At 67.9% G+C, this 18,348-nt stretch carries 14 protein-coding genes and 1 pseudogene; 9 read left to right on the plus strand and 6 right to left on the minus strand.

Annotated features, from left to right (window positions below; all coding sequences use genetic code 11):
• Positions 1-45 precede the first annotated feature (45 nt).
• From RVF83_RS10200 to RVF83_RS10220, 5 genes are all read left to right on the plus strand, one after another.
• The gene (locus RVF83_RS10200; protein ID WP_005194228.1) at positions 46-1,728 is read left to right on the plus strand and encodes a uroporphyrinogen-III synthase; all 1,683 of its coding nucleotides are present in this window, start codon (positions 46-48) and stop codon (positions 1,726-1,728) included.
• A 13-nt stretch (positions 1,729-1,741) separates the two neighbouring features.
• A complete protein-coding gene (gene hemB, locus RVF83_RS10205) occupies positions 1,742-2,719 on the plus strand; it encodes a porphobilinogen synthase (protein ID WP_005194227.1) in 978 nt (325 codons plus the stop codon).
• Between the two features lie 64 nt (positions 2,720-2,783).
• Entirely contained in the window at positions 2,784-3,563 is a 780-nt protein-coding gene (locus tag RVF83_RS10210) for a hypothetical protein (protein ID WP_005194226.1), read from the plus strand.
• Positions 3,560-4,003 carry a hypothetical protein gene (locus RVF83_RS10215; RefSeq protein ID WP_005194225.1) on the plus strand — a complete coding sequence of 148 codons (444 nt, stop codon included), beginning with the start codon at positions 3,560-3,562 and terminating at the stop codon, positions 4,001-4,003. Before RVF83_RS10210 ends, RVF83_RS10215 begins: the two co-directional genes overlap by 4 nt.
• A complete protein-coding gene (locus RVF83_RS10220; protein WP_005194224.1) occupies positions 4,000-4,644 on the plus strand; it encodes a hypothetical protein in 645 nt (214 codons plus the stop codon). The genes RVF83_RS10215 and RVF83_RS10220 overlap by 4 nt, the downstream gene beginning before the upstream one ends.
• Here the strand turns inward: RVF83_RS10220 and RVF83_RS10225 are convergent.
• The 3 genes from RVF83_RS10225 to RVF83_RS10235 form a co-directional block, all read right to left on the minus strand.
• Positions 4,626-5,342 (minus strand): hypothetical protein, encoded by a 717-nt coding sequence (locus RVF83_RS10225; protein ID WP_005194223.1) that lies wholly within the window; start codon positions 5,340-5,342, stop codon positions 4,626-4,628. The genes RVF83_RS10220 and RVF83_RS10225 overlap by 19 nt on opposite strands.
• A gap of 92 nt (positions 5,343-5,434) precedes the next feature.
• Positions 5,435-6,349, minus strand: coding sequence for a manganese catalase family protein (locus tag RVF83_RS10230; protein WP_005194222.1), 915 nt, complete (start codon positions 6,347-6,349; stop codon positions 5,435-5,437).
• Positions 6,350-6,674: 325 nt separating this feature from the next.
• Positions 6,675-8,726 (minus strand): acyl-CoA dehydrogenase, encoded by a 2,052-nt coding sequence (locus tag RVF83_RS10235; RefSeq protein WP_005194221.1) that lies wholly within the window; start codon positions 8,724-8,726, stop codon positions 6,675-6,677.
• Positions 8,727-8,945: 219 nt separating this feature from the next.
• Between RVF83_RS10235 and RVF83_RS10240 the strand changes: the two genes are divergently transcribed.
• From RVF83_RS10240 to RVF83_RS10250, 3 genes and pseudogenes are all read left to right on the plus strand, one after another.
• Positions 8,946-10,646, plus strand: coding sequence for an AMP-binding protein (locus tag RVF83_RS10240; RefSeq protein ID WP_005194220.1), 1,701 nt, complete (start codon positions 8,946-8,948; stop codon positions 10,644-10,646).
• A gap of 234 nt (positions 10,647-10,880) precedes the next feature.
• Entirely contained in the window at positions 10,881-11,567 is a 687-nt protein-coding gene (locus RVF83_RS10245; protein WP_005194218.1) for a TetR family transcriptional regulator, read from the plus strand.
• Positions 11,568-11,726: 159 nt separating this feature from the next.
• Positions 11,727-12,891, plus strand: a pseudogene (locus RVF83_RS10250) (acyl-CoA dehydrogenase).
• 159 nt (positions 12,892-13,050) lie between these two features.
• Here RVF83_RS10250 and RVF83_RS10255 read toward each other — a convergent pair.
• Complete coding sequence (locus tag RVF83_RS10255; protein WP_039879854.1) at positions 13,051-14,076, minus strand: 2Fe-2S iron-sulfur cluster-binding protein; 1,026 nt, start codon at positions 14,074-14,076, stop codon at positions 13,051-13,053.
• A 2-nt stretch (positions 14,077-14,078) separates the two neighbouring features.
• The gene (locus RVF83_RS10260) at positions 14,079-15,290 is read right to left on the minus strand and encodes a cytochrome P450 (RefSeq protein ID WP_005194215.1); all 1,212 of its coding nucleotides are present in this window, start codon (positions 15,288-15,290) and stop codon (positions 14,079-14,081) included.
• Between the two features lie 247 nt (positions 15,291-15,537).
• Here RVF83_RS10260 and RVF83_RS10265 point away from each other — a divergent pair, with 247 nt between their 5' ends.
• Positions 15,538-16,479: an AraC family transcriptional regulator gene (locus RVF83_RS10265; protein ID WP_005194214.1), complete on the plus strand. Its 942-nt coding sequence runs from the start codon at positions 15,538-15,540 to the stop codon at positions 16,477-16,479.
• A 133-nt stretch (positions 16,480-16,612) separates the two neighbouring features.
• Here RVF83_RS10265 and RVF83_RS10270 read toward each other — a convergent pair whose 3' ends face one another.
• Positions 16,613-18,334 (minus strand): HNH endonuclease signature motif containing protein, encoded by a 1,722-nt coding sequence (locus RVF83_RS10270; protein WP_005194213.1) that lies wholly within the window; start codon positions 18,332-18,334, stop codon positions 16,613-16,615.
• Positions 18,335-18,348: the final 14 nt, after the last annotated feature.

The following is an 18,348-nucleotide window of genomic DNA, read 5'->3' on the forward strand; positions in this document are numbered from 1 at the left end:
GAACGAACTGCAGCCCTCCACGCGGGGGCAGGAGAGTGCGAACCCATGAGCCGTACGAAGAAGGCAAATCCCGGACGGATCCTGTTCGTGGGGTCGGGTCCAGGTGATCCCGATCTGCTCACCGTGCGGGCGCGCACCGTGATCATCAATGCGACCACGGCCTACATCGATCCCGATGTGCCGGCCGCCGTGGTGTCGCTGATCGGCAGCGCACACCGCGAAGAACCCGCACCGGACACCCGCCGGTCGACCAAGAAGGCCGACAAGGCGGACGAGAAGGCCGGCGCCGACGCAACGGGCACCGACGCCGCCGATGCAACCGCCGCACCTGCCCCGGAGGCCGACAAGGCCGACGAGGAGTCGGTGGTGCGACCGGCACTCGGCGACCCGACCGAGGTCGCCAAGACCCTCGTGGCCGCCGCCCGAAACGGAGACGACGTGGTCCGCGTCGTCGCCGGCGACCCGCTGACCACCGATTCGGTGCTCGCCGAGGTCAACGCCGTGGCCCGCCACTCGGTGACCTTCGAGGTGCTGCCGGGTCTGCCCGCCGCCTCGGTCGTCCCGAGCTACGCCGGCATGCCGCTGGGTTCGACCCACACCGAGGCCGACGTGCGAGGCGAGGTCGACTGGGCCGCGCTGGCCGCCGCCCCGGGCCCGCTGGTCCTGCACGCCACGTCCGGCCACCTGGCCGAGACCGCGAGCGCGCTGACCGAGCACGGGATGGCACCGCAGACCCCTGCGGCCATCACCATCAACGGCACCACCTGCGCCCAGCGCACCATCGAGGCCACCCTCGCCACGCTCAACGAGCAGGGCAACGCGCTGACCGGCCCGCTGGTCGTCACCGTCGGCAAGGTCGTCGGCTCGCGCGGCAAGCTCTCCTGGTGGGAGTCGCGTTCGCTCTACGGCTGGACCGTGCTGGTCCCGCGTACCAAGGACCAGGCCGGCGACATGAGCGACCGCCTCGTCAGCCACGGTGCGATCCCCAAGGAAGTGCCCACGATCGCCGTCGAGCCGCCGCGGAGTCCCGCGCAGATGGAGCGCGCGGTCAAGGGACTCGTCGACGGCCGCTACCAGTGGGTCGTGTTCACCTCCACCAACGCGGTCCGCGCGGTGTGGGAGAAGTTCGCCGAGTTCGGCCTCGACGCCCGCGCCTTCTCCGGCGTGAAGATCGCCTGTGTCGGCGAGGCCACCGCGGAGAAGGTCCGCTCCTTCGGCATCAACCCCGAACTCGTGCCGTCGGGTGAGCAGAGCTCGCTCGGACTCCTCGAAGACTTCCCGCCCTATGACGATGTCTTCGACCCGGTGAACCGAGTCCTGTTGCCGCGCGCCGACATCGCCACCGAAACCCTGTCCGAGGGTCTGCGCGACCGCGGCTGGGAGATCGACGACGTGACCGCGTACCGGACCGTGCGTGCCGCACCGCCGCCCGCCGAGACCCGCGAGATGATCAAGACCGGCGGCTTCGACGCGGTCTGCTTCACCTCGAGCTCGACGGTTCGCAACCTCGTCGGTATCGCCGGAAAACCGCACGCGCGCACCATCGTTGCGTGCATCGGCCCCAAGACCGCCGAGACCGCGACGGAATTCGGGCTGCGCGTCGACGTGCAGCCGGAGAACGCCTCGGTCCTCGAACTGGTCGACGCGCTCGCCGAGCACGCCGCCCGGCTCCGCGCGGAGGGCGCACTGCCCCCGCCGCGCAAGAAGTCCCGTCGATCGCGTTCGTGAGCGGGATGCACCGATGGCACCGATGATCCGTCCCCGCCGGCTGCGTACCACGCCGGCGATGCGTCGGCTGGTCGCCGAGACCACCCTCGCACCACGGCAACTCGTGTTGCCGATGTTCGTCGCCGACGGCATCGAAGAGCCGAAGCCGATTTCATCGATGCCCGGCGTCGTCCAGCACACTCTTGCCTCGCTGCGGGAGGCCGCGACAGAAGCGGTCGAGGCCGGCGTCGGCGGGTTGATGCTGTTCGGCGTGCCGCGTGCGGAGGACAAGGACGCCACCGGCTCGGGTGCCGATGCGGACGACGGAATCCTCAACCGTGCCCTGCGCGCGCTGACCGACGATCTCGGTGACTCGACGGTCCTCATGGCCGACACATGTCTCGACGAGTTCACCGATCACGGGCACTGCGGTGTCCTCGACGGTCGTGGACGGGTCGACAACGACGTGACTCTCGACCGCTATGTGTCGATGTCGCTGGCGCAGGCCCGCGCCGGCGCCCAGCTGCTGGGGCCGAGCGGGATGATGGACGGCCAGGTTGCCGCCATCCGCGAGGCACTCGACGCCGAGGGCTTCACCGACACCGGAATCCTGGCCTACTCGGCCAAGTACGCGTCGGCCTTCTACGGTCCGTTCCGTGAGGCGGTCGGCTCGTCGTTGCAGGGGGACCGGCGGACCTATCAGCAGGACGCGGCCAACCGGATCGAGTCGCTGCGGGAGGTGCGCCTCGACCTCGAAGAGGGCGCCGACATGGTGATGGTCAAGCCCGCGATGAGCTACCTCGACGTCGTGCGCGATGTCGCCGAGATGAGCGACGTCCCCGTCGCTGCCTATCAGATCAGCGGCGAGTACGCGATGATCACGGCCGCCGCCGAGCGGGGCTGGATCGACCGCGATGCCGCGATCCTGGAATCGCTGACCTCGATCCGCCGTGCCGGCGCGTCGGTCATCCTGACCTACTGGGCCACCGAGGTCGCGAACCGGCTCTCCTGAGCCGTCCCCGGGGACCTCCGGGACGCATGCACGGGCCGGGGTCGCGTCCGATTAGGCTGGTGCCATGTCCGCTCCGTTCGACCCGATGCGCGCCTCGTCCGAGCCCGACGCGCAGCAACGCCCGGCGATCCCGGATTCGATCTCCATCGCCGTCGAGCTGTGGGTGGTGGTCGTCGTCGGACAGATCGTCGCGCTGTTCGCCCAGACCGGCACGTTCGTCGACATGGTGCGTGAGCAGGTCCGCGCCAACCCGCAGCAGGGTGTCTCCGAGGATCAGCTGCAGTTCATGACCTCGTCCGGTTTCGTCATCGGTGTCGTCGTCGCGATGTCGGTGTTCCTGACCGCGATCACGGCCCTGGTCGTCTGGTTGACCCGCAAGGGCTACAACTGGGCCCGCATCGTGTTGGGTGCGATGGGCGTCTACATCGTCGTCAGCCTGGTCTTCGCGCTGTTCGGCGACACCGAGCCGGCGTGGGCGATGGTGCCGCTGGTCATCAGCGGTGTCGCCGCACTGGGCGCGACGGTGCTGTTGATGCGGGGCGATTCCGAGAAGTACTGCCGGCGCATGGCGGAGGAGCGCAAGCCACGGCCCGTGCCGCCCGCCGCCGCCCCGTACCCGTACGGCCAGAATCCCTATGGCCAGAATCCGTACGGCCACAATCCGTATCCGACACACCACGAGCCGACACCGAACCCGTACGGCTCTCCGTCACAGCCGGGGACGCAGTCCGCGGGCACACCGTATGGTGACAATTCACCCGGCGACGCGGCTCGCGGAGGAACACCCGATCTCCGCAAGCACGAGAACCCAGATCCCGACAGCGAAGGACCGAAGAGGCAGTGACAAGTCCCGACCCGGCACAGCGTCCGAAGCTCGTCGTCTGGGCCTACCGGTGCTGGGTGGTGTCGGGAGCGCTCCTGGCCGTCCTCGGTCTCCTCGTGGTGATCCTGTCCGCGATCGACGACTCCGGGTCGATGTCCTCGGCGATGCTCGGCATCCTCGTCCTGATCGTCGGCATCGCCTACATCCTGCTCGGCAGCAAGGCCTTCACCGGTGACGCGCGCTGGCGGTCGTCGCTGTCGGCGCTGACGCTCGTCGTCGTGGCGATGCTGCTGTTCCTCAGCGTCGGTCTCGGGTCGCCGGTGTTCGCCCTGGCGTTGCTGGCGGCCATCATCGGCCTGTTCGGCTCGCTGCTGGCCTACCGGCCGGACTCGGAGACCTGGTACACCGGCAAGGCGCCCGAACCCAAGAAGCAGCGCACGCCGCGCAAGAAGAAGCCGTGACCGACGAAACCCCCGACCCAGCCGACCCGGAGGACGGGGTCGAGCCGGTCGAACCCGAAGAGGTCGAACCCGAACGGGAAGTGGACCCGGGTGAGGTCCTCTTCTACGAACCCGGCGGCAGCAGGTGGGTGGTCCTCATCGGGCCCGTACTCGTCCTCGCCGTGATGATCATGGAGATCGCCGGCCCTGGACAGGTGCACTGGCCGGTCCTGATCATCTTCCTGGTGATCCTGTTCGGCTTCTCGCTCGTGCAGGTTTCCGCGGCAAGGCGGCACGTGTCCGTCGAACTCACCGAGACGACGCTGCGGCAGGGAGCGGTGACGACGCCGCTCGCCGACATCGAGAAGATCTACCCGCCCAACAATTCCCCGACGCCCGAGGACTGGGAGAGCGCCCGCGCGCTCGGGGAACTCCACGGGGTGCCGCGCCGTCGTAAAGGCGTGGGGGTGCGGCTCACCTCCGGCGACCTCGCCCAGGCCTGGGCCCGCGACGTCGAGGTGTTCCGCAGCGAACTCACGCAGGCACACGCCGCTGTTCGTATGGGACTACCGCCGTCGGCGAAGAAGCCCTCCCTCAGCAAGGACGAAACCCGCAAGACCGATGCGGAAGAGTCCGAGGAAGGTCAGGACACCACCGAGTGACGGCCCTTGCGGCTGTCGCGGTAGGCGCGTCGGCGCAGGTCGGCCAGCCAGGACGGCGCGAACTCGACCCCGTCGGGACGATGCAGGATCGGATCGAAGTCGATGTCGAGCCCGGTCAGTACGTGGTCGAGTTCGATGCGGGCCAGCGGCACGAACCGTCCGAACCCGGCTTCGAGGATGATCACGACCGGCCGTTTGGTACGCAGGCAGGCGGCGAGATCCTCGACGTTCAGACCCGACGGCCCGGTCGGCTCGATGATGCGGGCGCGAATCCAGTAGAGCTCGCCGTCGTAGCGGTAGGGCGTCAGGCTCGAGACGGCGGTCGGGGCCCAGTGGGTGGCCGGGAGCGGCACCGGGAGACGACCCGACAGCGGTGCGGGCCCGGCCATCAGCAGGTCCCAGGCCCCGGACGCGGCGTCGCCGGTGACATCCGGGGTGGGGGCGTCGGCGGGGGCGTTCGTCGGGGCCACGGCAGGGAAGCGGACGGCCACACCGACGATGTCGGGCAGGCCGCCCGGGGTGCCGATCCCCTTCGACAGGCGGACGGTCACCGGTCCGGACCGGAAGGGCAGCGGATGGTCGCCGGAGACCGACGCGGTGCCGCCGCAGAGCAGGCCGTCCGGGTGGAACACGCGGGCGTGCCGGAGGGCGCCGAGCCACCGGAACGGCGTGGTGATGAGGTCGGGCAGGTCAGGCATGGCACCTCCGTAGATGTAGCGGCACCGCCGGCGACACGGCAGGGCCGCGAACCCCTGGGGAGCCCGCGGCCTGCCGCACCGACGACGGGCTCCTAGCCGGTCGGATCAGGATCGACAGCGTCCTTGATCTTGCCGATGACACCCTTCTCGGTGCCGAACTGCGGCTTCTGGGGGTCTCCCATGGCGCCATCGTAGGTCGCGTAGAGCTTCGGATCCGGCGGCGGACCGGATTGGCGGTCGCCGAGCGGTTGCGGGTCGGCGAGGAACTTGAACTCGTGCTTCCCGTCCGGGGTGGGGCCGCTGGCCCAACCGCCCTTGTCCGAATCCGCCCCGTCCGACAGATGCCACAGCGTGCTGGCGTGCTCGCTGTACTCCTCGTCGAACAGATCGTCGGGCGCGATGGTGCCCTCGAGGCCGTCTGCCTTGAGCTCCTCGATGGCCTTCAGCCACAGGTTCTGGTGATAGGTGTCGCGGGCCAGGTTGAACCGCAACATGTCCTTCACACCCGGGTCATCGGTCATGTGCCACAGGCGGGCGGTCTGCACGCGTCCCTGGGCTTCGGCGGTGACGTTGGCGTGGAAGTCGGCCAGGAGGTTGCCGCTGTGGACGATGTAGCCGGCGTTCCACGGCACACCGTTGCTGTCGGCGAGGCGCGGGCCGCCGCCGGAGAAGACGGCCTGGGTGGGATCGGAGCCGCCGAGGACCGCAGCGACCACGGGATCGCCGAGGGCGTTGGCGGTTGAGTCGGTGACCGGCGCACCCTCGAGAAGACGTGCGACCATCGTGGCGATCATCTCCACGTGACCGATCTCCTCGGTGGCGATATCCATGATCAGGTCCTTGTACTTGCCCTTCATGCGGCAGTTCCAGCCCTGCATGAGGTACTGCATCGTCACGGTCATCTCGCCGAAGGCGCCGCCGAGCAGCTCCTGCAGCTTGCGCGCGTAGACGGGGTCGGGCTTCTCGGGTTTGACGTCGAACTGCATGTAATCGGTATGGCGGAACATGATTCCCCTGACCTGTGGTTGGCGGTGCTCGGCGACCAGGCGCGAAGTGCGCGACGCCGGCCTGCGGACAGCATTGATCGCAGACCGGCCGCGTGGTGTGGGCGCGCCCGGGTGTCGACGAGCGTGCTTGCAGCCCAGAGACATTCGCGGCCCGGCCGTCATCTCGGCACGGGTGAGATCCCTGGACGCGTCGCGGCGGGTGGTTTCACTGCGGCGTCGGGGGCAGTGTGCCCGGGTTGCGACATTTCAAACCCGGACGCAGAAAAACTGCGCCCGGCCTGAGTGATTCAGGCCGGGCGCGGTCGGATCGAGTTCGGCTGGAGCGTCAGCCGTTCACGAGCATCGGTGCGCGGAGCAGTTCCTCGGGAACGCCGAAGGCGTCCACGAGCGACCGCGCGTGCGGGCGCAGTTCCTGACACAGCTCGTTGACGCCGCGCCGGACCGCCTTGGCCCGCTCCACCGAGATGTGGCGGTGCATCATGAACCAGGACAGGTCGGCTTCGAGCGCGGAGTAGACGAACAGGTCGCAGACCTTGCCCAACAGTTCTGCGGCGGAACGGGAATCGCAGTTCTCGATGGCCTCGACGAAGGCCTCGAGCACCACACGTTCGATGTGGGCGTGCCCGACCTTCAGCAGGTGGTCCTGCGCGTTGTTGAAGACGTCGAAGGCGTCGTTGTCGTCGTCGAGGGCACGCCGCAGCCGCTGCGCGCACGTACGGACCAGGTGGTCCTCACGATTGCGGAACAGTCGGATCTGCGTGCTCCGGTCGGTGAGCGCCGACTTCTCGGTGTCCTCGTCGGAGCTGTCGAGCAGTGTCTGCACCACCTGGCGCACGGCGGTCTTCTCGGCGACCACGTCACGCGCCATACCGGCGATGAAACGGACCCAGCCTCCGGCCGAAAGGCCTTGCACGTCATCGGAATACGACGAGAGGAGTTCCTTGGCGATGAGCTGCATCATGATCGTGTTGTCACCCTCGAAGGTGGTGAACACGTCGATGTCGCCACGGATGATCGAGAGCTGGTTCTCGTCCAGATAGCCCGCGCCGCCGCAGGCCTCGCGGCTGACATTGATCGAATGCGAGGCGTGCCAGGTGGCATAGGCCTTGAGACCGGCGGCCTGTCCCTCCAGCTGGCGCTGGCGTCCGGCGTCGGAGTCGTCGGGTGCCACCGACTGGACGTCGTGGAGTTCGGCCACGATCTCGTTCTGCGCGAACGCGATGGCGTACGACTTGGCGATGAGCGGCAACAGCTTCCGCTGGTGGCCGAGGTAGTCCATCACGGTGATCTCGTCGGTGGCCTCGGGCGCCTCGAACTGCTTGCGGATCAGGCCGTAGCGGGTGGCGAGGGTCAGTGCCTTACGGCCTGCGGCGCCCGCGGTCGCGGCCACGCTCACCCGGCCGCGGATCAGTGTGCCGAGCATCGTGAAGAATCGGCGGTTGATGTTCTCGATCGGTGAGCTGTAGCTGCCGTCTTCGGCGACGTCGGCGTACCGGTTGAGGAGGTTCTCCGCCGGGATGCGCACGTTGTCGAACATGATGCGGCCGTTGTCGACGCCGGCGAGACCGCCCTTGTAACCGCAGTCGCTGGTGGTGACGCCGGGCAGATCGTTGCCGTCCTCGTCGCGGATCGGCACGACGAAGCAGTGCACCCCGCGTCCCTCCGGCTCCTCGTCGGGGCCGCCGGTGATGAGCTGGGCGAAGACCGCCGCGAACCGGGCGTGCTCGGCCGCACCTCCGATGTAGTCCTTGCGCGACGACGGGGTGGGCGAGTGGATCACGAATTCACGGGCGTCGCGGTCATAGGTGGCGGTGGTCTCGATGGCCTGGACATTCGAGCCGTGACCGGTCTCGGTCATCGCGAAACAACCCAGGACGTCGAGGTCGATGATGCCGGGCACGTACTTGTCGTGGTGGCGCTTGGTGCCGAGGTTCTCGACCGCACCGCCGAACAGGCCCCACTGCACGCCGGCCTTGACCATCAGAGACAGATCGGCGTAGCCGAGCATCTCGATGGCGGTGATCGACGCACCGATGTCGCCGGTGCCGCCGTGATCGGCGGCGAAACCCGCGGCGGCGAACCCCTGGGACGCCAGCTCGCGCATGACCTCGAGGGTGTGGGCGCGCGCCTCGTCCAGCGTGCGGGACGGATCGGGGAGCAGATCCGCGCGGTTGGAGTTCTCGCGGACCGTCTCGCGGGTGGCACGCCAGCGGCCGTCGAGGACGAACCGGAGATTGTCGACGAGCAACGCCCGCTCGTCGGCGGACAGGTCGTCGTCAGGGGTGACCTCGGTCGGGCTGACGGGATCGTCGAGGGTCGGCTCCTTGGCGATCGGGGTGGGACGCGACGGGGTGGGACTCTCAGTGGGAGTTGCCATGGATCCACCGTACGTAGTGCGCACGCCTTCGGCCCACATTTTGTGGCGCCTGCTACCGGCGCGGGGAGTGCACCAATCCGGTCACGGTGTCGGCGTCGAACCCCCACTTTGGAGGGTGCAGGCATTTCGATGTGATCAGTACCCTAGATCGCCGTCGCACGTATGGACCGTCACAATCCCCAGGTCCTTCTCACACGGTCGCGAGAAAACGGAGGAATTATGTCGGTCTCCACGCCCGATGTGTCCGGGACTGGCGAAGCCCCGTCCCCCACGGGCACGGCCCTGTCGACCACGGATTGGGGCGGCGCCAACCGCTCCGAGCTGAGCCCGCTGCGCTTCCTGGAGCGTTCGGCGGCGGTGTTCCCCGACCGCGCCGCAATCCTCTACGGGCAGCGCCGGCACAGTTACGCCGAGTTCGCCGACCACGTGCAGCGCCTCGCACGCGTCCTCGCCACCAAGATCGAGCCCGGTGATCGCGTCGCCTACCTGGCCCCGAACATCCCGGAGATGCTGATCGCGCACTATGCGGTGCCGCTCGCCGGTGGCGTCCTCGTCGCCCTCAACTCGCGGCTCGCCGGACCTGAGCTGGTCTACATCCTCGAGCACTCCGGGGCCAAGGTCCTTTACTTCGACGCGGAGTTCCGCGACACCGTCGCCGCGATCATCGGGCAGGTGCCGGAGGTCGAGACGGTTGTCGAGATCGCCGACCCCGAGTTCGGGGTGACACCTGGCCCGGTCTCCGACGCCGGTATCGACGGGCTCGTCTCCTACGACGATCACCTGGCCACGGCCGATGGCCTCGACCCGGCGCCGATCCCGTGGACGGTCGGCGACGAGAACGCGATCATCTCGATCAACTACACGTCCGGCACCACGGGCAAGCCCAAGGGCGTCATGTACACCCACCGTGGCGCGTACCTGAACTCCTTCGGCGAGACCTTCCACAACCAGTTCACCGGGTCGTCGCGGTATCTGTGGACGCTGCCGATGTTCCACTGCAACGGGTGGTGCACGCCGTGGGCCGTGACCCACGCCGGCGCCACCCACGTCTGCCTGCGTGCCGTGCGCGCGGACGCTATCTGGGACGCCATCGACGATCTCGGCGTGACGCACATGTGCGGTGCGCCGACGGTGTGCACGACCATCGTCGGCTCGCCGCGCGCGCACCGACTGGACCGTCCGCTGCACATCACCACCGCCGGTGCTCCCCCGTCGCCGACCGTGATCGGCGCACTCGAGGCGATCGGCGTGACCGTGGTCCACGTCTACGGCCTCACCGAGGTGTACGGCCCGTACACCATCTGCGAATACCAAGATGCTTGGAGCGCATTGGAACCCGGTGATCGTGCGGCCAAGCTCTCCCGCCAGGGCGTGGGTATGGTGCAGGCCGAGACCGCCCGTGTCGTCGTCGCCGATCAGGTTCCGCTGGTCGACGTCCCGGCCGACGGCGAGACCATGGGCGAGATCGTGCTGCGCGGCAACAACGTGATGGCGGGGTACTTCCGCGACGAGGACGAGACCCGAAAGGCGTTCGCGGGTGGCTGGTTCCACACCGGAGACCTCGGTGTCATGCACCCCGACGGCTACATCCAGCTCCGCGACCGCGCCAAGGACATCATCATCTCCGGCGGCGAGAACATCTCCACCATCGAGGTCGAGCAGGCCCTGGTGAGCCACGACGCCGTCGTCGATGTCGCGGTCATCGGTGTCGAGGACGAGAAGTGGGGCGAGCGGCCCCGCGCCTACGTCCTGCTGCAGCCGGGGGCGACGCTGACCGGTGAGGAGCTCATCGAGCACGGGCGTCGCCTGCTCGCCGGTTACAAGGTGCCGCGCGACATCGTCTTCGCGCACGACCTGCCGCGCACCCCCACCGGCAAGGTCCTGAAAGGCGAGCTGCGTGCACAAGCCCGCGCCGAGTGACCCGGCGCCGAGCGACGTAGGGCAGGAACCGAATCCGTACCCGAAGCGCAGGAGCGCCGGTGGCCTCGCGGCCAGGCGGTCCCGCCTCGGGCCCCGGCGTGGGATGTTGGTCGACGAGCAGGTGGAAGTGACGCCGCGCGAGACGCGCGCCTTCGGCCGGCAGGACCTCGGTACTGCCGACCACTGATTCGGGTCGTGCGTCCGTGCGGACGCTCATGTGGTGATACTTGACCCATGTCAGTTGCCGATGTCGACAGTGCGAGCTTCCGCATGCTCGTCGTCGCCGAGTCGATCCGGCTGTTCAGCGAGCACGGCTACGAATCGACGACGGTCGAGCAGATCGCGTCGGCCGCCGGGATGTCGCGTCGCACCTTCTTCCGGCAGTTCGGGTCGAAGGAGGACGTGATCTTCGCCGATCACGAGTCCTTGCTGGCGCAGGTCGACGACACCCTGGCCGGCTTCGAGGGTGATCCGTGGTCGGCGGTGTGCGCCGCCGCGGAGGTCGTGTTCAGCCATTTCCGGCGGGACCGCGACCTGGCCGTCCGGCGCGCCCAAGTGGTGCAGGAGGTCCCGGCGTTGCGCGACCGCGAGCTCGTCACCACCTACCGCTACCAGGGCGCCTTCGAGGAGTTCCTGCGCCGACGGTTGCCCGACGAGCCGCCGGTCCGCATCGTCGCCTACGTCGCGGCGATCACCGGCACGCACAACTATTTGCTCCGCCAGATGATCCGCGGGGACGCCGACGCCACCCTCGACCGCCTGCGGCGTGAACTCGCCCGGGTCGCGGTGGCACTCGGTGCCGACGTCGACCGAACCGACGCCGATGACCTGCCGCAACAGGTCACCGTCGTGACCTATCCGGCCGGCACCCCGCCGGACGAGGTGGCCCGTCGTGTGGCCGTTGAGCTGCGGAAACACTGACCAAGGGCAGCAGCTTCGGGACATCGGGCGACGCGGCGAGGACAATCGGTGACGTGGGTCGCATTCCTACGGTGCCGTGGTGCGTTGACATGGCACTGAGTGCCGTGATGCACTGATAGATAACCACCAATTTGGCACCCCGTGCCGTGAGGAGTTGTCATGGGTTTCGGAAATCCCGACTTCGACGTCTTCCAGCTTCCGGAGGAGCACGTCGCCCTGCGCGAGGCGATTCGCGCGCTCTCCGAGAAGGAGATCGAGCCGCACGCCGCAGACGTCGATGAGAACTCGCGCTTCCCGCAGGAGGCCCTCGACGCACTCGTCGCATCGGGCTTCAACGCGATCCACGTCCCCGACGAGTTCGGCGGCCAGGGCGGCGACTCCATCGCGGCCTGCATCGTCATCGAAGAGGTCGCCCGCGTGGACGCCTCGGCATCGCTGATCCCCGCCGTCAACAAGCTCGGCACCATGGGCCTGATCCTCAACGGCTCGGACGAGCTGAAGCAGCAGGTGCTCCCCGGCATCGCCTCCGGTGAGGCCATGGCCTCCTACGCGCTGTCTGAGCGCGAGGCCGGTTCCGACGCCGCCGGCATGAAGACCCGCGCCCGCAAGGACGGCAACAACTGGGTACTCAACGGCTCCAAGTGCTGGATCACCAACGGCGGCAAGTCGACCTGGTACACCGTCATGGCCGTAACCGACCCGGAGAAGAAGGCCAACGGCATCTCCGCGTTCATGGTCCACAAGGACGACCCCGGCTTCACCGTCGGCCCGCTGGAGAAGAAGCTCGGCATCAAGGGTTCGCCCACCGCCGAGCTGTACTTCGAGGACTGCACCATCCCGCTCGACCGCATCATCGGCGACGAGGGCACGGGCTTCAAGACCGCCCTGCAGACCCTCGACCACACCCGCCCGACCATCGGCGCTCAGGCCGTCGGCATCGCTCAGGGTGCGCTCGACAAGGCCATCGAATACGTCAAGGACCGCAAGCAGTTCGGCAAGCCGATCAGCTCGTTCCAGGGTGTCGAGTTCATGATCGCCGACATGGCGATGAAGGTCGAGGCCGCGCGCCTCATGGTCTACACCTCGGCCGCTCGCGCCGAGCGTGGCGAGAAGAACCTCGGCTTCATCAGCTCGGCGTCGAAGTGCTTCGCCTCCGACGTCGCCATGGAGGTCACCACCGACGCCGTCCAGCTCTTCGGTGGCGCCGGCTACACCCGCGACTTCCCGGTCGAGCGCATGATGCGCGACGCCAAGATCACCCCAGATCTACGAAGGCACCAACCAGATCCAGCGCGTCGTCATGAGCCGCGCGCTGCTGCGCTGATCGCCTCGCCTCTCACAGGAATCGCCCCGTTGGTTTCGGCCGGCGGGGCGTTTTCATTCCCGCGGTAGGGTTTCCTTCCCGCTCGACAGATCGGCTGAGCGGGAAGGAAACAGACACCGCGGGAGGGAAGGGCCTACGCGGGAGGAGTGCCGTACTTCCTCACGCCGGCACGAGACCGACTGCCGGGGTGTACTTCTCCCGCCTGATCCGACGTGGAGACATGCGGCGGCGCTTCAGCGCCTTGACCCCGGCCTCGACCATCGCCGGCGGTCCGCAGAGGTAGGCAGCGTGGTTCCGGCACGACGGGAGATCTTCCATCATCGCGTCACCGACGTAACCGGTTCGCCCGGACCACTGTTCGCGGCTGAGGCACGGGATGTACCGGACGCCTGGATGGGTGGACGAGAGACCTTCCCAGAAGTCGACGTCGTAGAGCTCGTCTCGCGTGCGGACGCCGTGGTAGACGTGGATCTCCCGTTCGGGGTCGTCCTGGAGTGCAGCTCGGGCGATGGCCTTGAGCGGGGCGAGGCCGGTCCCGCCGGCCAGCAGGACCAGCCCGACGCCGGACTCTGCCGGCTCGTAGCAGAAATCGCCCCACGGGCCGCACATCGTGACCGGATCGCCGACGTCCAGCGATTCGAAGATCCACCCCTCGGTCGCCAGTCCACCGGGCTGTCGGCGGATATGGAACTCGAGCCTGTCGGGCTCGCTCGGCGGGTTGGCCATCGAATACGGCCGTGTCTCAAGGGTTCCCGGCACGGCCAGCTCTACATACTGGCCGGCCGTGAACTCCAGCGGCTGGTCGAGGAGCACCGTCACCGACACGGTGTCGGCGGCGATCGAAGTGACGGCACCGACGGTTCCGGCGATGTCGCGCAACACATGTCGCGGTGAACCTGTTTCCTCGGTGGGCGGGTCGATGACGACGTCGGAGGTGGGTGTCGTCTGGCAGGAGAGCACAACACCCTGTTCCTGCTCGGCGATCGACAGCACCGAGTCCGGGGCCGGCGGGTGGTCGACGGTTCCGTGTACGACCCGGACCTTGCAGGTGCCGCAGGTTCCCTGGTTGCACGAGTTCGGGACCCACACTCCGTTGCGCAGGAACGCGTCGAGCATTTTCTGTTCCGGTCCGCACGACACCGAGGACGTCCCGGTGCTGATCGTGAATGATTCCGCACTCGGCATGATCACACCTCCCAGGTGGTGTGCAGCGAGGTCGGGCCGCGGAAGCCCCAGCCCCAGAACTCGACGTCGGAGCCGGTGTCGCGCTCGAGGTTCGGGATTGCCTCGAGCAGTTCCTCGAGCCCGATGCGGCAGACTTGATTGGCGAAGTAGATACCGGCGCACGCGTGGTTGCCGGCGCCGAACGCCAGGTGTGGTAGCGGGGGTCGGGTGAGGTCGAACTCCGAGGGGGCGTCGTACACGGAGTGGTCGTGGTTGGCCGAGCCATAGGACATCAGCACCACCGATCCCTCGGGAAGTTCGACGCCGGCCACTTCCACCGCTTTCGTGCTGATGCGTGCGGTGGCCGACCAGATCGGCGAGGTCCACCGCATGCCCTCCGAGATGGCGCGGGGGATCAGGGCGGGCTCGTCGACGACCTGCTCGAGCTGGTCCGGACGCGTGAACAACCCGACGAGCGTCGAGCCCATCGCGTGCCCGGGCTCCTGCATGGCGCCGAGGAGATAGACGTACAGGGTCGGGTAGATGTACTCGCGGTCGCGGGTCTGACCCTCGGGCATGCCGTCGTGCAGCCAATGCGAGATCGCGCTGTCGTCGGGGTTGACGATCCAGTTGTCGATCAGCGGATCGACGATGGAACGGATCTCCTCCTTGGCGGCGTCGGCCTCGACGAATCCCTCCGGATTGGTGAACTCGCCGTTCTCGTCGACGCCCGCGTTGGTGAACGAGACCGACAGCTTGTGGAACCATTCGCGCAGCTTGTCCGAGCTGACCGACTGGAGGCCGAGGAGGTCGCCGAGAGCGCGGACACTGACCGGCTCGCAGTACCGGGCGATGAGTTCGGCACGCCCGGTGTCCTCGAACTCGCTCAGGTAGCGACGCGCGATCGGGCGGACCAGATCGTCGATCCAGCGGTCGACCTCCTGTGGCTGCAGGGCGGGGTCGACCATCGACCGGAGGTCGTCGTGAACCGGTCCGTTGACGCCGATCACCGCGGGGTGGCCGAAGGTGCGTCCGCCCGCCTTGGTGATGACGGCTTCGAAGTCGGGGCTGGTCGCGATGGAACGGCAGATGTCGGCCGTGGTCGCGACGTAGGACCCGAGTACCGGCACGTAAGCCAGCGGAGCCTCGGCACGCAGCCGCTCGTAGACCGGATACGGATTGCGCTCGAGTTCGGTCATCGTGATGTCGTCGATCCAGGAAATCGTGCTGGTCATCGGTCGTCCTCACCTCGTTTGACGGTTGGTCGGCGGGCTGTGCCGACGCGGTGGAATGAGACGTTAGGGACGGATGGACGCCGGTGCGATACGCAATACGCGGGATAGAAACCGATTGCGCGACCGCTGTGATGCACGTCTCGGTGGGCACTGGCGGGTGGGTTGATCCACAGGGTTGAATCACAGGTGTCGCCCCGAGACGGCGGACGGGATCGGCGCTCGAGCGGGATGGAGGTCGAGAGGACACATGTCGACGCAGCACACCACGCAGACCAGCGATTGGGAGGCGGCACACCGGGCCGTCGAGCAGGTGTACTTCCCGCATGAGCTGACCGCATTGTCCTCACCCGAGGACCTCGAACTGAGCCTGCAGACCGTCGATCTGGGACCGGTCACCATCGGCCGGCTGAACTGGGGGACCGAGGTCTCGATCGCCTGCGACTATCCCGACGCCTACGAGATCAACATCCCGGTCAGCGGGGTCCTGGAGTCCCGCGCCGGGTCCGTCCGCACGACGTCGGAGGCCGGTCAGGCCACCGTGTTCACCGCCGACCGGCCGTCGCTCATCACCCGATGGTCCGCCGACTGTCAGGTCGTCGGAGTGAAGTTCGATGCGGAGTATCTCGAACGTGAAGCCGATCGTGTCCGCGCGGCTCCGCTGAGGTCGCAGTTGCTGCTCCCACATCAGCTCGACCTCAGCGGACCGGACGAACAGTCGTGGTTCGCGCTCGTCCGCGCGCTCTCGGCGCAACTTCGGGAACCGGCCGACCTACTCGCGAATCCCCTCGTCGGACCACAATTGGCCAGCGCGGTCAGCAGCGCGTTCATCCTTGCGGTCTCGCCCGAAGAGGCCGGGAGCGGACTGCGTCCGCGCATGGTGAAGCGGGTGCTCGATGCCCTGCACGACGATCCTGCTCGTGAGTGGCGTCTGGCCGACATGGCCGAGATCGGCGGATCGAGTCTACGGCGCCTTCAGGAGGGCTTCGCCGAACACGTCGGCGCGACTCCCACCCAGACGCTGCGCGACATCCGTCTGAGCCGGGCACGGGCCGACCTGCTCTCGCCGGAACACACCGGGACCGTCGCCGAAGTCGCTGCCCGATGGGGGTTTTCCAGTCCGAGCCGGTTCGCGGCCGCCTACCGGAAGAGATATGGGATCGCGCCCTCGGAACATCGGCGGTTGGCCTGAGCGGATCCCATTCCCGTGGAGACAATGGCTGGGTGCAGGGTGTCGCAGAGCGCTACACATCGGGGCCCGCGCAGCGAATAGCCCCATCGGCGTATCGAAGTCAGGCTTGACCCGCCCACGCACGTGTTCTGTGTCAGAACGGTGGTGGGTTGTTGGTGTCCCATTCGGCTTGTTGCCGACGATGGGTGTCGGTGCGGTGGGCGCGCTCGTCGGTGAGTCGTTGCCGCGCCGGATGATCGGGTGGCTGGGTCTTCAACGACGCGAACAGATCTCGCCCGGTGCAGGGGTTGCCCATGTAGGTGTGGCCGGTGGGGGCTTCGAACCACACGGCGAGGTACTCGTCCTGGGAGTCGCGCCACCTGCCAAAGGTTTTGATGCGGTGATGGAACCGGCACAACGGTTTGAGGTTGTGTTGGAGGGTCTTTCCGCCGCGGTCGGGGTGGCGGTGGTCGTATGGGTGGGTGTGGTCGAGGTCGACGGTCCACACCGGTTGGTTGCAGCCGGGGAAGGTGCAGCACAACTCGCCGGCCCGCACGAGTGCTTGCAGTTTCTTGCTCGGCACGTAGGTGCTGGCGGCGGCCGCGGCCCGGGCGTCGGCGTCGGCCGGGTCGGTGCGCACCCCGGTGGTGATGAAGGTGTGAACCGCGTCGGCGAAGAGTCGGCGCATGGTGTGGGCGTCGATCAGCCCGTGGCCGTCGAGCATGCCGGGTTCGTTGTCGAGCCCGACCAAAGTCGTCAGGTTGCCCACGATGTGGTAGGTCGGTCGGGGTGCGCGGCAACTGGTGCAGGTGCAAGTGCAGTCGCCGGTCGGCTCCGAGACCGGCGCGTTGTCTTCGGGTTCGGTTGCGGCGGTGTCGGTCACGTCCGGTACAGCAACGGGGGTGGGCTCGGGGTCGGGTGTTGCCGCGTCGGTGGGTTCGGCGGCTTCGGGGGGTTCGGCGGGTTCGGGGGTGTCGAGGTTCTGCTCGGCTGGTGGGGGTGTGCAGTCGGGGCAGTGGCAGTTCAGGGTTTGGTTACCGTGGGCGAGGGCGAGGAGGGCGTCGGCGCGGCGCTGGGGCATGGTGCGCGGGTCGCCGGTGTGCACGCCGGTGGCCATGGCGGTCAGCTGGGCGTTGAGGGCGGCGGCGTCGGTGTGTGGCAGGTGCCCGGTGATGCGCGATTGGCCGGGTTGGTGGCGGTCGGGTCGGATGTCGATTCCGCGGTCGCGGGTGGCGTGGTCGTTGCGGCGTTTCACCGCATCAGGTGCATGCGTGTGGACAATGTTGTCGACCATGGTGGTGAACCGCGCCGTCGACATCGGATCGCGCGCCAGGATTGCCTCGGCCAACGCGGCGTCCACCATAGGCATGGTGGCGTTGTCGACGAAGTCGGTGCGTTTGAGTGCGATCAGGAACCGGCGAAGGTCGATTCGTCCGCAGGCCAGGGTGGTGCCGGTGAGCGGAAGCCGGTACCGCATGGCGTCGCCGGTGCGGATGAGGTCGCGGGCTTCGGCGGGGGTGAGGTTCAGGGCGGCGCCGAGTTCGGCGGTGGCTTGTTCGAATCCGTTGGGCCCGAACTGTTCATACGGGTCCGCACCGGTAACTGCTTGTGCTGTCCTGTCGAGGAGTTCGTCGATGGAACCTGCCTCGCCGGAGTAAATCTCACTGCGGCGCAGTAGGTATTCTTCTTCGCGTTGTTCGTGGAGCAGGCTGGCGGTCATCAGTGTGCGGCAGGTGTTGGCGGCGTTCATCGATGCCGAGTAGACGGCGGTGCTGATCAGCGCTTCGGGCGAGAGGCCGGCGAGTGGTCCGAACACGTCGACACCCTCGTCGGGGAGGTCCCCGCCGGGGTCGATGGTGCCGAACTCGAATGCCATGACACCACCATACG

This window comes from Gordonia rubripertincta (genome assembly GCF_038024875.1).
Taxonomy (GTDB): Bacteria; Actinomycetota; Actinomycetes; order Mycobacteriales; family Mycobacteriaceae; genus Gordonia; species Gordonia rubripertincta.

What these genes read in the sequence shown, in the direction of transcription:
- RVF83_RS10270 (WP_005194213.1), bottom strand. Translation starts at nt 18,334, where the DNA reads ATGGCATTCGAGTTCGGCACCATCGACCCCGGCGGGGACCTCCCCGAC.
- RVF83_RS10245 (WP_005194218.1), top strand. Translation starts at nt 10,881, where the DNA reads ATGTCAGTTGCCGATGTCGACAGTGCGAGCTTCCGCATGCTCGTCGTC.
- RVF83_RS10265 (WP_005194214.1), top strand. Translation starts at nt 15,538, where the DNA reads ATGTCGACGCAGCACACCACGCAGACCAGCGATTGGGAGGCGGCACAC.
- RVF83_RS10225 (WP_005194223.1), bottom strand. Translation starts at nt 5,342, where the DNA reads ATGCCTGACCTGCCCGACCTCATCACCACGCCGTTCCGGTGGCTCGGC.
- RVF83_RS10240 (WP_005194220.1), top strand. Translation starts at nt 8,946, where the DNA reads ATGTCGGTCTCCACGCCCGATGTGTCCGGGACTGGCGAAGCCCCGTCC.
- RVF83_RS10210 (WP_005194226.1), top strand. Translation starts at nt 2,784, where the DNA reads ATGTCCGCTCCGTTCGACCCGATGCGCGCCTCGTCCGAGCCCGACGCG.
- hemB (WP_005194227.1), top strand. Translation starts at nt 1,742, where the DNA reads ATGGCACCGATGATCCGTCCCCGCCGGCTGCGTACCACGCCGGCGATG.
- RVF83_RS10260 (WP_005194215.1), bottom strand. Translation starts at nt 15,290, where the DNA reads ATGACCAGCACGATTTCCTGGATCGACGACATCACGATGACCGAACTC.
- RVF83_RS10200 (WP_005194228.1), top strand. Translation starts at nt 46, where the DNA reads ATGAGCCGTACGAAGAAGGCAAATCCCGGACGGATCCTGTTCGTGGGG.
- RVF83_RS10230 (WP_005194222.1), bottom strand. Translation starts at nt 6,349, where the DNA reads ATGTTCCGCCATACCGATTACATGCAGTTCGACGTCAAACCCGAGAAG.
- RVF83_RS10255 (WP_039879854.1), bottom strand. Translation starts at nt 14,076, where the DNA reads ATGCCGAGTGCGGAATCATTCACGATCAGCACCGGGACGTCCTCGGTG.
- RVF83_RS10235 (WP_005194221.1), bottom strand. Translation starts at nt 8,726, where the DNA reads ATGGCAACTCCCACTGAGAGTCCCACCCCGTCGCGTCCCACCCCGATC.